The sequence below is a fragment of the Pseudomonas putida genome (assembly GCF_001941965.1).
GTDB classification, from domain to species: domain Bacteria; phylum Pseudomonadota; class Gammaproteobacteria; order Pseudomonadales; family Pseudomonadaceae; genus Aquipseudomonas; species Aquipseudomonas putida_L.
On the sequence record NZ_MKZO01000012.1, the window covers coordinates 253518 to 267005 of the forward strand.

15 protein-coding genes are annotated in these 13488 nt (G+C 65.5%); 3 read left to right on the forward strand and 12 right to left on the reverse strand.

From position 1 onward, the window contains the following. Positions 1-6: 6 nt before the first annotated feature. The 5 genes from ccmE to ccmA are packed head-to-tail and all read right to left on the reverse strand — an operon-like array spanning position 7 to position 2739. A complete protein-coding gene (gene ccmE, locus PSEMO_RS08195) occupies positions 7-459 on the reverse strand; it encodes a cytochrome c maturation protein CcmE (protein WP_075802612.1) in 453 nt (150 codons plus the stop codon). Continuing rightward, positions 456-632: a heme exporter protein CcmD gene (gene ccmD / locus PSEMO_RS08200; RefSeq protein ID WP_075802613.1), complete on the reverse strand. Its 177-nt coding sequence runs from the start codon at positions 630-632 to the stop codon at positions 456-458. Before ccmD ends, ccmE begins: the two co-directional genes overlap by 4 nt. Then, positions 629-1399, reverse strand: coding sequence for a heme ABC transporter permease (locus PSEMO_RS08205; protein ID WP_075802614.1), 771 nt, complete (start codon positions 1397-1399; stop codon positions 629-631). Before PSEMO_RS08205 ends, ccmD begins: the two co-directional genes overlap by 4 nt. Before the next feature lie 42 nt (positions 1400-1441). Then, positions 1442-2110 carry a heme exporter protein CcmB gene (gene ccmB / locus PSEMO_RS08210; protein ID WP_009399927.1) on the reverse strand — a complete coding sequence of 223 codons (669 nt, stop codon included), beginning with the start codon at positions 2108-2110 and terminating at the stop codon, positions 1442-1444. After that, positions 2107-2739, reverse strand: a complete 633-nt coding sequence (ccmA, locus tag PSEMO_RS08215) for a cytochrome c biogenesis heme-transporting ATPase CcmA (protein ID WP_075802615.1) — start codon at positions 2737-2739, stop codon at positions 2107-2109. The genes ccmB and ccmA overlap by 4 nt, the downstream gene beginning before the upstream one ends. Positions 2740-2926: 187 nt before the next feature. Here ccmA and fliK point away from each other — a divergent pair, with 187 nt between their 5' ends. The 3 genes from fliK (at position 2927) to PSEMO_RS08230 (ending at position 7880) form a co-directional block, all read left to right on the forward strand. Next, positions 2927-4495 carry a flagellar hook-length control protein FliK gene (gene fliK / locus PSEMO_RS08220; RefSeq protein ID WP_075802616.1) on the forward strand — a complete coding sequence of 523 codons (1569 nt, stop codon included), beginning with the start codon at positions 2927-2929 and terminating at the stop codon, positions 4493-4495. Continuing rightward, positions 4492-4827 (forward strand): EscU/YscU/HrcU family type III secretion system export apparatus switch protein, encoded by a 336-nt coding sequence (locus tag PSEMO_RS08225; RefSeq protein WP_075802617.1) that lies wholly within the window; start codon positions 4492-4494, stop codon positions 4825-4827. Before fliK ends, PSEMO_RS08225 begins: the two co-directional genes overlap by 4 nt. Positions 4828-5144: 317 nt before the next feature. Beyond that, the gene (locus PSEMO_RS08230) at positions 5145-7880 is read left to right on the forward strand and encodes a dermonecrotic toxin domain-containing protein (RefSeq protein ID WP_075802618.1); all 2736 of its coding nucleotides are present in this window, start codon (positions 5145-5147) and stop codon (positions 7878-7880) included. A gap of 113 nt (positions 7881-7993) precedes the next feature. Here PSEMO_RS08230 and PSEMO_RS08235 read toward each other — a convergent pair whose 3' ends face one another. From PSEMO_RS08235 to PSEMO_RS08265, 7 genes are all read right to left on the reverse strand, one after another. Further along, positions 7994-8386 carry a DUF2802 domain-containing protein gene (locus tag PSEMO_RS08235; RefSeq protein ID WP_075802619.1) on the reverse strand — a complete coding sequence of 131 codons (393 nt, stop codon included), beginning with the start codon at positions 8384-8386 and terminating at the stop codon, positions 7994-7996. A 1-nt stretch (position 8387) separates the two neighbouring features. Continuing rightward, a complete protein-coding gene (locus PSEMO_RS08240) occupies positions 8388-8867 on the reverse strand; it encodes a chemotaxis protein CheW (RefSeq protein WP_042123150.1) in 480 nt (159 codons plus the stop codon). Positions 8868-8934: 67 nt separating this feature from the next. Then, positions 8935-9855 carry a CheW domain-containing protein gene (locus tag PSEMO_RS08245; RefSeq protein ID WP_075802620.1) on the reverse strand — a complete coding sequence of 307 codons (921 nt, stop codon included), beginning with the start codon at positions 9853-9855 and terminating at the stop codon, positions 8935-8937. Further along, the gene (locus PSEMO_RS08250; RefSeq protein WP_075802621.1) at positions 9855-10646 is read right to left on the reverse strand and encodes a ParA family protein; all 792 of its coding nucleotides are present in this window, start codon (positions 10644-10646) and stop codon (positions 9855-9857) included. Before PSEMO_RS08250 ends, PSEMO_RS08245 begins: the two co-directional genes overlap by 1 nt. Positions 10647-10688: 42 nt before the next feature. Continuing rightward, a complete protein-coding gene (gene motD / locus PSEMO_RS08255) occupies positions 10689-11579 on the reverse strand; it encodes a flagellar motor protein MotD (protein ID WP_075802622.1) in 891 nt (296 codons plus the stop codon). Between the two features lie 2 nt (positions 11580-11581). Beyond that, a complete protein-coding gene (locus PSEMO_RS08260; protein ID WP_075802623.1) occupies positions 11582-12322 on the reverse strand; it encodes a flagellar motor protein in 741 nt (246 codons plus the stop codon). Continuing rightward, the gene (locus tag PSEMO_RS08265; RefSeq protein ID WP_075802624.1) at positions 12322-13452 is read right to left on the reverse strand and encodes a protein-glutamate methylesterase/protein-glutamine glutaminase; all 1131 of its coding nucleotides are present in this window, start codon (positions 13450-13452) and stop codon (positions 12322-12324) included. The genes PSEMO_RS08260 and PSEMO_RS08265 overlap by 1 nt, the downstream gene beginning before the upstream one ends. Positions 13453-13488 lie beyond the last annotated feature (36 nt).

Here is a 13488-nt window from a genome sequence, read left to right on the forward strand (position 1 = left end):
CAGCATTCATTGCGCTTGTGCTCCGCTGGCCGCTTGCCCGCTTTCTTGGAGAGCCTTGGTGACCTCCGGCGGCATGTATTTCTCGTCGTGCTTGGCCAGCACTTCATCGGCCACCACCACGCCCTCGGCGTTCAGCTTGCCGAGGGCGACGATGCCCTGGCCTTCGCGGAACAGGTCGGGAAGGATGCCGCGGTAGGTGATCGGCACGGACTTGTTGAAGTCGGTGACCACGAAGCGCACGTCCAGCGAGTCGCCGGAACGCTGCACCGAGCCCTTCTCGACCATGCCGCCGGCACGGATGCGCGTGTCCAGCGGCGCTTCGCCGTTGGCGATCTGGGTCGGGGTGTAGAACAGGTTGATGTTTTCCTGCAGCGCGCTGAGGGCCAGGCCCACGGCGACACCGAGGCCGGCGAGCAGGCCGAGGATGATGAACAGGCGCTTCTTGCGTTGCGGATTCACTTGGCGTTCTCCCGGCGCAGGCGGCGCGCCTCTGCTTGCAGGTAACGACGACGGGCCATCAGCGGCGCGGCGACGTTGATGGCCAGCACCGCCAGGCAGATGCCGTAGGCCGACCAGACATACAGGCCGTGATGGCCCATGGCGAGAAACTCGCCGAAGGATGCGAAGCTCATCGGGTGCCTCCCAGGCTGTTCAGCACTTCGTCGCGGACCCAGCTGGCACGGGCTTCGCGCTTGAGCACTTCGAGGCGCATGCGCATCAGCAGCACGGCGCCGAAGAAGCAGTAGAAGCCCAGCACCGTAAGCAGCAGCGGCAACCACATCTCCGCCGGCATCGCCGGTTTCTCCGTGAGGGTGAAGGTCGAGCCTTGGTGCAGGGTGTTCCACCACTCCACCGAGTACTTGATGATCGGGATATTGATCACGCCGACGATGGCCAGCACCGCGCAGGCCTTGGCCGAGCTCTCACGATTGCTGATGGCGTGGCCGAGGGCAATGAGACCGAAGTACAGGAAAAGCAGGATAAGCATGGACGTAAGGCGGGCATCCCAGACCCACCAGCTGCCCCAGGTCGGCTTGCCCCAGATGGCCCCGGTGACCAGCGCCACGGCGGTCATCCAGGCGCCGATGGGCGCCGCGCTCTGCAGGGCGACGTCGGCGATCTTCATCTTCCAGACCAGGCCGACCACCCCGCACACCGCCAGCATCACATAGCAGGACTGGGCCAGCATGGCCGCCGGCACGTGGATGTAGATGATCCGGAAGCTATTGCCCTGCTGGTAGTCCTGCGGGGCGAAGGCCAGGCCCCAGACCACGCCGGTGCCGATCAGCAGCACGGCGGCGACCGCCAGCCAGGGCAGCATGCGCCCGCTGATGGCATAGAACCATTTGGGGGAACCGAGCTTGTGAAACCACGTCCAGCTTATTGCGCTGCTTTTCATCACGGTACATCCAGGGTCTTTCTGGGCGTGGCCCAGACCTCATTATTCGCCGACGCTAATCTTCAGGCCGGCGGCTATCGCGAAAGGTGCAAGGGTGACTGCCAGGGCGGCCAGACTGCCGAGCCAGAGCAGGTATCCGGTTGCGGGCATAGCTTGCACTGCTGCTTGTAAGGCGCCACTGCCCAGGATCAATACCGGGATATATAACGGCAGAATCAGTAGCGCCAGAAGCAGACCACCACGTTTCAAACCAACGGTCAGGGCCGCTCCCACGGCGCCCAACAGACTCAGTACCGGGGTACCGAGCAAGAGCGATGCCAGCAAAACCGGAAGGCATTCCACTGGCAGGCCAAGCATCACCGCCAGCAGCGGCGACAACAATACCAGCGCAAGCCCGGAAAAAATCCAGTGTGCCAGCACCTTGGCCAGCACCAGAAGCGGTAGGGGGTGCGGCGAAAGGACCCACTGTTCGAGGGATCCGTCCTCGAAATCACTGCGAAACAGCCCGTCCAGCGAGAGCAGGACCGACAAAAGTGCGGCGACCCAGACTAACCCTGGAGACAAGATTTGCAACAATTGTGTCTCAGGACCGACCGCAAGTGGAAACAATGCGATGACGATCGCGAAGAAAACCAGCGGATTGGCCAGTTCTGCCGGACGTCGGCAGAGCAGACGCGCTTCGCGGCGCAACAACAGGACGAAAACACTCATGCGGCCCACTGCCCCAGGTTGATATCGCGATAGCCGGAGGGCGTGCGCTCCAGCGTGTGGTGGGTGGTCAGCACGACCATGCCGCCCTGCTCGCAATGCCGGGCCAGGTGCGCTTCGAGCTGGGCCACGCCCTGTTTATCGAGGGCGGTGAAGGGTTCGTCGAGGATCCACAGCGGCGGGCTGTCCAGGTACAGCCGGGCCAGGGCCACGCGGCGCTGCTGGCCGGCGGACAGGGCGTGGCAAGGCACGTCCTCGAAGCCGCGCAGGCCGACCGCTTCCAGGGCCTGCCAGATCGCGTCGCGGCTGGCCGGACGGTGCAGGGCACAGAGCCAGGTGAGGTTTTCCTCGGGGGTGAGCAGGTCCTTGATCCCGGCGGCGTGGCCGATCCACACCAGGCTGCGGGCCAGTTCCGCGCCCTGCTCGGCCAGCGGCTTGCCGTTGAGCAGGATCTCGCCCTGGGTCGGTTGCATCAGGCCGGCCAGCAGGCGCAGCAGGCTGGTCTTGCCGCTGCCGTTGGGACCGCTGATCTGCAGCATGTCGCCGGCTGTCACCTGCAAGTGCAGGTGTTCGAAGAGCATTCGCCAGTCGCGCTCGCAGGCCAGGCCCACGGCTTGGAGATGAGGAGTCACAGATTCGCCTTATTGGTTCGGGACTGTCTCAAGTCGGTTCGACCCTGGCCGTTATAGAGACAACGAAAACCTGGCCGACCGGTCTGGTCGCGCGCGCCCGGATCCTGCGCTCGCGGGAGAAATCGGGCGGCATTATACATGCCATGTCCTACTGTAAAGAGGGCTATTTGAACAGGTCGCAAGAGCAATGACGGGCGAAATCAACAGCCTTGGCCCACAGGCATCGGCCAACCCGCAGGTCCGCGCCGCGGCCATGACCGGCGAGATGGTCAAGCTGCTGGAAGCGCAGCCGGACCTGCTGGCAAAGGGCGAAACGGCCAAGGGTGAAGTGGTGTCCCTGCGCCAGGTGGGCGAGGAGTTCCAGATGCTCCTGCGCCTGCTGCGCGCCGGTGGCCAGCAGACCCTGGTGCAGGCCAGCGCCAGCCAGCCACTGCCCCTGGGCACCCAGGTCACGGTCAGCCAGCCCAATGCCAGCCAGTTGAACCTGGCGGTGCAGCAAGCGGCGGCCAACAACGTCAACACCCTGACCAGCCTCGATACCAAGCAACTGCCGGTCGGCACCTTGCTGCAAGGCAAGGTGCTGACCACGCAACTGCAAGCCCAACCGGGCAACCTGCCGCCGGTGTACCGTTCGCTGGTGACCCTGCTCAACACCTTGCAGGCCGGCGCCACCCTGAGCATCGACTCCCCTCGCCCGCTGCCGCTGGGCAGCCTGCTCAGTGCCCGGGTCATGGGCGACCAGCAGATCGCCTTCGTGCCGCTCAGTGGCCGCCAGGACCAGATGGCCATTGCCCAGAACCTCAGCGTCCAGCAGAACCGCCAGGCGTCCTTGCAGAACCTGCTGGCGGCGATGCAGCAGCTCAGCCGCAGCGACGACTCGCCGGCGGATGTGCGCGCCAGCGTCGACAAGCTGCTGGCCAGCCTGCCGGATATCCGCCAGTTCAGTGATTCACGCTCGGTGGCCCAGGCCCTCAATAACAGCGGCGCCTTTCTCGAAGCGCGGTTGCTCAACGGTGCAGGCAGCCAACTGGCCCCGGACATAAAGGCGCAAGTGGTGCGCCTGATCGCGCAACTGCTGCCCAACGTGCCGGGGGGCACGCCGTTTTCCCCGACTATCCAGACCAGCCTGGCCCAGGCCTTGCCGGGGATGGTCCGCAGCTACCTTGGCGCCCTCGGCCAGGTCGCGCCCAAGCCGCACCCGACGGGCTTCCCGCTGCCAACCCGGCTATTGCAGGCGGCCGAGGAAGAAGGCGACCTGCAACACCTGTTGCGTCTTGCCGCAGCCGCCATCTCGCGGATGCAGAGTCATCAATTGGCGAGCCTCGACCAGACCGGCAGCACTCCGGACGGTAACCTGCAGACCACCTGGCAACTGGAAGTACCGTTGCGGGTCGGTCCGGAGTTCATGCCGCTGCAGGTCAAGGTACAGCGCGAGGAGACCAGGGAACAGCAGGCCGACCCCGAACGGGAGCGTCGTGATCCGCTGGAGATGCTCTGGCGCGTGGACCTGGCGTTCGACCTGCATCCACTGGGGCCGCTGCAGGTGCAGGCGCAGATTGCCCGGGGCAGCCTGTCCAGCCAGCTCTGGGCCGAGCGGCCGGAAACGGCCGAGCTGATCGAGCGGGAACTGGGTGGCCTGCGGGCGCGGCTGGTGGCGCGCGGGGTCAATGTCGGCGAACTGCATTGTCATCAGGGTGTGCCACCGCAGGGTCCGAGGACGCATCTGGAACAACGCTGGGTGGATGAAAACGCATGAGCAAACGACCACCGCGCCAGGCCATCGCTCTCAGCTACGACGGCGCCCAGGCCCCGACCCTCACCGCCAAGGGCGACGACGACCTGGCCGAAGCCATCCTCGCCCTCGCCCGCGAGCACGAAGTACCGATCTACGAGAATGCCGAGCTGGTCCGGTTGCTGGCGCGCATGGAACTGGGGGACAGCATTCCCGAGGCGCTGTACCTGACCATTGCCGAGATCATCGCCTTCGCCTGGCAGTTGAAGGGCAAGATGCCCATGGGCTTCCATGACGAACCGATCGCAGAGCGGGATATTACGCCGGAGCTGAAAAGGTTGCCCGGGCCGGAGTGATCGGGCGCCTTCGAGGGCCTCATCGCTGGCAAGCCAGCTCCCACAGGTTCCTCGACCAGCCGCAGGTTTTGTGTTCGATGCGGTCACTGTGGGAGCGGGTTTACCCGCGATTGCGATGCTGCAGCCACTACTGCAATCGCGGGTGAACCCGCTCCCACAGGTTCCTCGACCAGCCGCAGGTTTTGTGCCCGGCACGGACCCTGTGGGAGCTGGCTTGCCAGCGATGAGGCCCGGATGAACGACAAATAACTAACACTGCTGCACAGGTGCAAGCCCCTACCTTGACCGGCCCCACCGCCAACACGAGGCAGGCAACCATGCGCCATCCGCAGATCAATCCCCAGGGCCGACTCTTCGCCCGCGAACACTTCAACCACTTCCCGCGCCCCGACCAGGCCGCCAACCACGCCCTCATCCAATGGGCCAGCCAGCACGGGCTGGACATCGACCCTGGACAACTCGACGTGGTTACCCTGCGCTACCAGTGGTGGCCCGGACGCGGCTGGCAAGGCGTGATCATGCAGAAACTCGGGCTGACCGACGCCATGCTGAGCAACTGGCAAGGCGAGTCGGCCAACAACTGGCTGGGCGCGCTGGTCCACCAACCCTGGGGCGGCCACCTGCCGGGGCGCATCAACCTGGTGGATGCCCTGCTTCCCGGCCCCTATTCGGTGTACAACGGCCTGTTCCAGCGCAGCGATCCGCAGCAGTACGGGCCCGAGACCCGGGTCAACGTCGCCATCGAGGCCCTGCAGCGTTTTATCTGGAACCTGGATTTCCACGCCACCTACCGCACCCAACTGGACCAGTACTGGGCGCAAGCCCGCAGCGGCCACCGCAGCCTGGCGCTGATGGCATTCATCGCGGCCTGCAACCATCAGGTCGTCGAAGGCACGCTCGACGAGCCCGGCCGCCTGCTGGCCTGGCAGGCGGCGGACCTGTTGCCGCGCAACCAGGGATTCCACGCCCGGCCCCTGAATATCTATGGCTACGCGGCCACCGACATCCTCTGCCTGCAAGACGGGCAGTCGCCACACGTCTTGCTGTACATCCCGGGCAATGCCTCGCCGCTGCACAGCTTCGCCAGTGAAGACGCGCTGAAGACCTGGGTCGCCCGGCAGTGCCAGGCACCGGCGCGGCGCGACAGCCTCGCCCGCCACTTCGCCCTCGCCGACCAGCCCGACGGCCTGGATTTCAGCGGCCTGCACACCGCCCTCGAAGGCCTCGGCGCCTGGCCCGCCATCCACCACCTGTCACCCGACCGGCCGGGCTTCACCACCGACGGCCGCTGGTCTCCGGCCGATTACGTCAACTACCGTCCAGACACCTATAGCCCGCTGCTTGGCGACGACCTGTTCGCCGCCCTGACCGAGCGCCAGCACCAGCGCACCCTGGCCGACGCCGGCAGCCTGATCACCACCCGCAGCGATGTGCGCAAGGCCAACTGGCGCGACTACATGGTCTGCACCAGCAACATCCTGGCGCCATTGGTGATCGTGGTACCGGAACTCGGCCTGCTGTTCGCCTCCAGCAGCCTGGCGCAGTTTTCCCTGGCCCTGGACCGGGTGGTCAACGGACACAACCTGGAAGATCAGGCCGACAACGTGGAAATCGCCACCTACGGCCTGCTCAATGCGCAGCCACTGATCCTCGACGGCGCACGCCGGGCCAGCGCGCTGCTGCGTCTGTATGCACCGGAGTTCGTGGTGCCGGGGCGCGTCAACGGGCGCCTGGGCTACCGCCTGAGCCCCCTGAAACCGCCGCACCTACGCCCGGAGCCGGCACTCGACTACTTCCACATCCCCGCCGACATTGCGCCCCTCGCCGAGTGCGACAGCGCCATCGCCGGCGCAGTGATCCGCACCCCGCGCTTCGATGGCGGGCTCGACCTGCTGCGCGCCAGCGTCAATGGCTACCTGTCCGAAGTGGTCTACGACCTGGAGAGCGACGGGTTCTTCTGCGCCAGCGACCTGAACCAGATCGACCCGCCGGCCTACGTCGCCCGCCCCGGTAGCCGGGCGCTGGTGCCGGCGCCGGAAGGACGCCTGATCGACCACTCGACCCGCACTGCCAGCCTGCGGGCGCTGGGGGTCGACCTGCCGTTGCCGGTGACCATCCCCGCGCCCTTGCCCGCCGCGCAACTGCGCGAGATTCCGCGCCACGCCATGAGCCTCTGGCTCGGCCACAAGACCCTCGACGAAGAACTGCTGGCCAATATCGCCAACAATGCCGAGCGCCTGCACGAAGCCGGCTATGCCTACCGCTTCTACCTGTCGCGGGCCTGGCCCGAGGCCTTCGAGGAAAACCTGCGTTTGCTCAGGCAGCGGGCACCGACCCTGACCGTGCTGCCGCTGGAGGACCAGGCCGTGTACGAGTCCTTCACCCGCACGCCCGGCTTCGAGCAATACCAGGCGGCGATCGATGGCAATGGCGGCTTGGCCCGCAACTACTCGGCAGCGTCGGACGTGCTGCGTTACCACCTGCTCTATCACGAGGGCGGGCTGTACATGGACGTGGATGACACGCTGCTGGCGGAAGGCTTGCGCAGCGTGCTGATCGCCGGCGTCGAGCAGCAGGTACACGGCGAGTCGCTGCGCACGGTGCCGCTCAGGACCACGGCAGATGGCCTGCTGCTGCACCCGCCGGTCTCCAATGAACTGCTGGGAATGAACATCGAATACAACGGCAGCATGATCGGCAGCCATCCCGGCAATCCGGTGCTGGTGGAGGTCATGAAGGAACTGCGTAGCCGCTACCTGGCCAACCCGACGTTCTTCGACAGCCGCCCGGACCGGGCGCTGGACCCACAGGCCTTCCACCAGTACAGCACGACCCTGAACCGCCTGTGCGGGCCGGGCATGTTGTCCGATACGGCGATGCGCGAGCTGCCGGTGTTGCGGCGCCTGCGGGAGATCAACAACTTCTTTGTGATGCCGAACTTCAATGCCACGCCGTTCATCGATTTGCCGGCGTATGAAGCGGCGGTGCGGGAATGGCTGCCGCTGAACCGCATTGCGCGGATCGGCAGTGCCAACACCTGGGTGAACACCTGAACCTTTGATGTGATATTCAAGGGCCCTATCGCTGGCAAGCCAGCTCCCACAGGTTACGCGGTCCCTGTGGGAGCTGGCTTGCCAGCGATAGGGCCCTGAAGAACGCTACAGGATCAGCTTTTGTGCAACTTGCGCATCAACTCCGCCTCCGCCTGGGTCAAGCCACAGGTCTGGGTCAGTTCGTCGACGCTCGCGCCCATCCCCACCAGCCGCGCCGCCTGAGCAAACGACAGGCTGTTGGGATCACGCTGTTCCAGTTGCAGCAACTTCTCCGGCAACGGCGAAACCGTCGCGCGCAGTTCGTGCAAGGCATCGCCCATGGACACCGACAGGTTCTGGTAATCGTCCAGGCGTTTGTGCAGGTCCTTGATGCGCTGGTCGCGCAGCGCATCACCCTGGGCCTGTTGCGCGGCGATCTCGCGCTGGCGCTTGCTGTAGTTCAGGAACAACCAGGCACTGGCTGCCCACAGCACCGCCAGGAATACGACCGCAACCTCCAGGATCAACTCAGATGTTCTCCAGCTCGGACCATTCTTCCTCGGTCATCATCTTGTCCAGCTCGACCAGGATCAGCAGCTCGCCGTTCTTGTTGCACACGCCCTGGATGAACTTGGCCGATTCCTCGTTACCGACGTTCGGCGCGGTTTCCACTTCGGACTGACGCAGGTAGACCACTTCGGCCACGCTGTCGACCAGGATACCCACCACCTGCTTGTCCGCCTCGATGATGACGATGCGGGTGTTGTCGGTGACGTCGCTCGGCACCAGGCCAAAACGCTGGCGGGTGTCGATCACGGTGACCACGTTGCCGCGCAGGTTGATGATGCCCAGCACGTAGCTCGGCGCGCCCGGGACCGGAGCGATCTCGGTGTAGCGCAGCACTTCCTGGACCTGCATCACGTTGATGCCATAGGACTCGTTGTCCAGGCGGAAGGTAACCCACTGCAGGATCGGATCTTCGGAACCTTGTCCAGACGTCTTTTTCATTCCCCTAACCCTCAAAAACCGCCGTCGGCGGAGTGCTCAGTGCGATCGCGCAGGTAGGCGCGACCGATCATTTATGTCCCAGTTGCATGTTCTTGACGGCACCACTGGCGATCAGCTCGGCCAGCTCGGCGACATCCAGCAACGCGCACATGTGTTCGATGACGGTGCCCGCCAGCCATGGCCGCTGGCCACGCTGGGAACGCCATTTGATCTCGCTCGGGTCCAGGCGCAGCGAGCGGCTGACCTGATGCACCGCCAGCCCCCATTCGTAGCCCTGCACCGAAATCACGTATTGCAGGCCTTCGCGGAAATCGTCGCGATAGCGCTCGGGCATGACCCAGCGCGCCGTGTCCAGCACCTTCAGGTTGCCGGCATGGCTCGGCAGGATGCCGAGGAACCAGTCCGGCTGGCCGAACAACGGGGTCAGTTCCTGGCCGGCCAGGGCATAGATCGAGCCCAGGCACACCAGCGGCACCGCCAGGGTCAGCCCGGCGACGTCGAACAGCAGGCACTCGAACGGCTCGGCAGCCCATTCCGGACGGCCATCGACCGTCTTCGGCGGCTGCGGTGGTGCCGGCAGGTGGACTTCCACCAGCGGCTCGACCTTGGCAATCACCGGCTCGGCGATCTTCTCTACCACCGGTTCGACGACAGGCGCTACCTTCAGCACCGGCGGCGCCACCGGCACGCGAACCGGCGCCGGCTCGGCGAAGATCACCGGCGCGCTACGCGCCGCAATGGTTTCGCGGCGGGCATCACGGGCCTGCTCTTCCAGCACGGCGGCCTGGAATTCGTCGAGGACTTCGCTGGTGACCGGTACTTCCACCGGCACGTCCACCGGCTTGACGACGACCGGTGCAACGACAACGGGAGCCGGTGCAACCACCGTCTCCACGACAATTTCTTCGGTGGCCTCCTGCAGCAGTCCGTCGAGGTAGGACTGCAGGGCCAGTTGCGGCTTGGTCGCCAGGGGTTGCGGTCGATTCATCAAGCCACCTGCGCCACGGCTTTCTGCTGGGTCAGCAGGTGCTTGAGCAGCGCCCGGTAGGCCACCACGCCGCGGCTCTTCGGATCGTATTGCGACGGCGTCACCCCGGCCCGGCTGGCATCGCGCAGGCGGGTATCGACCGGGATATAGCCCTGCCAGATGTTTTCCGGGTAGGCGTCGCGCAGCACCTTGAGGGTGCCCATGGAGGCCTGGGTACGGCGGTCGAACAGGGTCGGCACGATGTGGTACGGCAGCGCCTGGCGGCGCGAGCGGTTGACCATGGCCAGGGTACTGACCATGCGCTCCAGGCCTTTCACCGCGAGGTATTCGGTCTGCACCGGGATCACCAGTTGCTGGCTGGCGGCCAGGGCATTGACCATCAGCACGCCGAGCAGCGGCGGGCTGTCGATGATGGCGTAGTCGAAATCCTGCCAGAGCTGCGCCAGACTCTTGGCGATCACCAGGCCCAGGCCGTTCTGTCCCGGGGACTGGCGCTCCAGCACCGCCAGCGCGGTGCTGGACGGCAACAGCGAGATCTTTTCGTTGCTGGTGGGCAGCAGCAGTTGCCCGGGCAGCCCGTCGGGCACCGTGCCCTTGTGCTGGAACAGGTCGAAGCTGCTGTGCTCCAGGGTGTCGGGGTTATGGCCGAAATAGCTGGTCATCGACCCGTGCGGGTCGAGGTCGACGACGACCACGCGCCGGCCGGCGTCGGCCAGCAGGCCTGCCAGGGCGATGGACGTGGTGGTCTTGCCTACGCCACCTTTTTGATTGGCTACTGCCCAGACTCTCATGCGCTGCTTCCTCCCGGTCAGACCGTGGCCAGCCGGGATCGATTAAAAGGTCGACGACGACGGGGTTTTGACGCTGTTGTTGCCCGAGGTCGGTGATACCGTGGGCGGTGCAGTTTGTGTGCCAGCCCGCTTCAATGCCGCATCCGGCTGCGCATTGGCGGTCCCGGTGCCGGTCAGGCTGCGACGCACATCCAGGTTGCGCGAGATCACCAGCACCACCCGGCGGTTCTTCGCCCGGCCATCGGCGGTGGTGTTGCTGGCGATCGGCTGGAACTCACCGTAGCCCACGGACGCCAGGCGCGCCGGGTTGACCCCTTCCATGGCCAGCAGGCGGACGATGCTCGCCGCCCGGGCCGACGACAGCTCCCAGTTGGTCGGGTACTGCGCGGTGCGGATCGGCTGGTCGTCGGTAAAGCCTTCGACATGCACCGGGTTGGCGAACGGCTTGATGATGTTCGCCACCTTCTCGATCAGGTTGAACGCGATATCGCTGGGCATGGCATCGCCACTGCCGAACAGCAGCGAGGAGTTGAGCTCGATCTCGATCCACAGCTCGTTGCCGCGCACCGTCATCTGGTCGCTCTTGATCAGGTCGCCGAAGGCTTCCATGACCTGGTCGGTGATGGTCTTCAGCGGATCGGCGGTGGACTGGGCGAGACCTGCGTCGGTCTGCTCGCTGTCCTTGACCAGCGGCTGCGCCGGCCGGGTGCTCAGCGGGCGCTCCTCGCCGATGGGGATCGGCCGGGTGCTGCGCTCGGACTCGCTGAACACCCCGATCAGCGCCTGCGACATGATCTTGTACTTGCCCTCGTTGATCGAGGAAATCGAGTACATCACCACGAAAAAGGCGAACAGCAGGGTGATGAAGTCCGCGTAGGACACCAGCCAGCGTTCGTGATTCTCGTGTTCCTCGACCTTGCGACGACGGGCCATGCCTACTCCATGAAGCCTTGCAGCTTCAGTTCGATCGAGCGCGGGTTCTCGCCTTCGGCGATGGACAGAAGCCCTTCCAGGAGCATTTCCCGATAACGCGACTGGCGCATGACCTGGGCCTTGAGCTTGTTGGCCACCGGCAGCAGGATCAGGTTGGCACTGGCCACGCCATAGATGGTGGCGACGAAGGCCACGGCGATACCGCTACCCAGCTGGGACGGATCGGCCAGGTTGCCCATCACGTGGATCAGGCCCATCACCGCACCGATGATGCCGATGGTCGGCGCGTAGCCGCCCATGCTCTCGAACACCTTGGCCGCCTGGATATCCCGGGATTCCTGGGTCAGGAAGTCCACTTCGAGGATGCTGCGGATGGCCTCCGGCTCGGAGCCGTCCACCAGCAGTTGCAGGCCCTTGCGCGCATACGGATCGGGCTCGGCGTCAGCCACCCCTTCCAGGCCCAGCAGGCCTTCCTTGCGGGCGGTGAGGCTCCAGTTGACGACACGATCGATGCCACCGGCCAGGTCGACCCGTGGCGGGAAGAGGATCCAGCCGACGATCTGCAGGGCGCGCTTGAACGAGCTCAGCGGCGATTGCAGCAGTGCCGCCGCCAGGGTACCGCCGAGCACGATCAGAGCCGCCGGGCCGTTGACCAGGGCGCCGACGTGACCGCCTTCGATCAGGTTGCCACCGATGATCGCGACGAAGGCCAGGATAATGCCGAGAAGGCTGAGAACATCCATCAGACGCAGGCCTCGACCAGGTGACGGCCGATATCGTCGAGCCCGTAGACCGCGTCGGCCAGGTTGGCCTTGACGATGGCCATGGGCATTCCGTAGATCACGCAGCTGGCCTCGTCCTGGGCCCAGACCTGGCTGCCGCCCTGCTTGAGCAGGCGCGCGCCTTCGCGGCCATCGGCGCCCATGCCGGTGAGGACCACCGCCAGGACCTTGTCACCGAAGGACTTGGCCGCCGAACCGAAGGTGATGTCCACGCAGGGCTTGTAGTTGAGACGCTCGTCGCCCGGCAGGATCTTCACCATGCCGCGGGCGTCGACCATCATCTGCTTGCCGCCAGGGGCCAGCAGGGCCAGGCCGGGACGCAGCATGTCGCCGTCCTCGGCTTCCTTGACGTTGATCTTGCACAGTTTGTCGAGGCGTTCGGCGAAGGCCTTGGTGAAGGCCGCCGGCATGTGCTGGATCAGCACGATGGGCGCCGGGAAACCGGCCGGCAGTTGGGTCAGGACCCGCTGCAGGGCCACCGGACCACCGGTGGAAGTACCGATGGCGAGCAATTTGTAGGCCTTGCGCTTGGGCGCCGGCGAGTGGCTGGCCGCCGGGGCTGGCGCGGGCGCCGGAGCGGCGCTGCGGGTCGGCAGCGGCGACGGTGCACGGGCCGAACCCAGCGACGACACCGGGCTGGACGAGGTGGTGCTGACCGCGGGCAGCGGGCTGGAATAACTGCTGAAACGGCGGTTGCTGCGGGAGATGGTGTGGACCTTCTCGCACAGCATCTGCTTGACCTTGTCCGGGTTGCGCGAGATGTCCTCGAAGTTCTTCGGCAGGTAATCCACCGCGCCGGCGTCCAGGGCATCCAGGGTCACCCGGGCGCCTTCGTGGGTCAGCGAGGAGAACATCAGCACCGGGGTCGGGCAGCGCTGCATGATGTGGCGAACCGCGGTGATGCCGTCCATGGTCGGCATCTCGTAGTCCATGGTGATGACGTCGGGCTTGAGCGCCAGGGCCTGGTCGATCGCTTCCTTGCCGTTGGTGGCGGTACCGACCACCTGGATGGTCGGGTCCGCCGAGAGAATTTCCGAGACGCGGCGGCGGAAGAAACCGGAATCATCCACCACCAGGACCTTGACTGACATAAACACTCCATTAGGCGGCGCAACCGCGAGGTCGCG

What these genes read in the sequence shown, in the direction of transcription:
- ccmD (WP_075802613.1), bottom strand. Translation starts at nt 632, where the DNA reads ATGAGCTTCGCATCCTTCGGCGAGTTTCTCGCCATGGGCCATCACGGC.
- PSEMO_RS08205 (WP_075802614.1), bottom strand. Translation starts at nt 1,399, where the DNA reads ATGAAAAGCAGCGCAATAAGCTGGACGTGGTTTCACAAGCTCGGTTCC.
- ccmB (WP_009399927.1), bottom strand. Translation starts at nt 2,110, where the DNA reads ATGAGTGTTTTCGTCCTGTTGTTGCGCCGCGAAGCGCGTCTGCTCTGC.
- fliK (WP_075802616.1), top strand. Translation starts at nt 2,927, where the DNA reads ATGACGGGCGAAATCAACAGCCTTGGCCCACAGGCATCGGCCAACCCG.
- PSEMO_RS08225 (WP_075802617.1), top strand. Translation starts at nt 4,492, where the DNA reads ATGAGCAAACGACCACCGCGCCAGGCCATCGCTCTCAGCTACGACGGC.
- PSEMO_RS08230 (WP_075802618.1), top strand. Translation starts at nt 5,145, where the DNA reads ATGCGCCATCCGCAGATCAATCCCCAGGGCCGACTCTTCGCCCGCGAA.
- PSEMO_RS08240 (WP_042123150.1), bottom strand. Translation starts at nt 8,867, where the DNA reads ATGAAAAAGACGTCTGGACAAGGTTCCGAAGATCCGATCCTGCAGTGG.
- PSEMO_RS08245 (WP_075802620.1), bottom strand. Translation starts at nt 9,855, where the DNA reads ATGAATCGACCGCAACCCCTGGCGACCAAGCCGCAACTGGCCCTGCAG.
- PSEMO_RS08250 (WP_075802621.1), bottom strand. Translation starts at nt 10,646, where the DNA reads ATGAGAGTCTGGGCAGTAGCCAATCAAAAAGGTGGCGTAGGCAAGACC.
- motD (WP_075802622.1), bottom strand. Translation starts at nt 11,579, where the DNA reads ATGGCCCGTCGTCGCAAGGTCGAGGAACACGAGAATCACGAACGCTGG.
- PSEMO_RS08260 (WP_075802623.1), bottom strand. Translation starts at nt 12,322, where the DNA reads ATGGATGTTCTCAGCCTTCTCGGCATTATCCTGGCCTTCGTCGCGATC.
- PSEMO_RS08265 (WP_075802624.1), bottom strand. Translation starts at nt 13,452, where the DNA reads ATGTCAGTCAAGGTCCTGGTGGTGGATGATTCCGGTTTCTTCCGCCGC.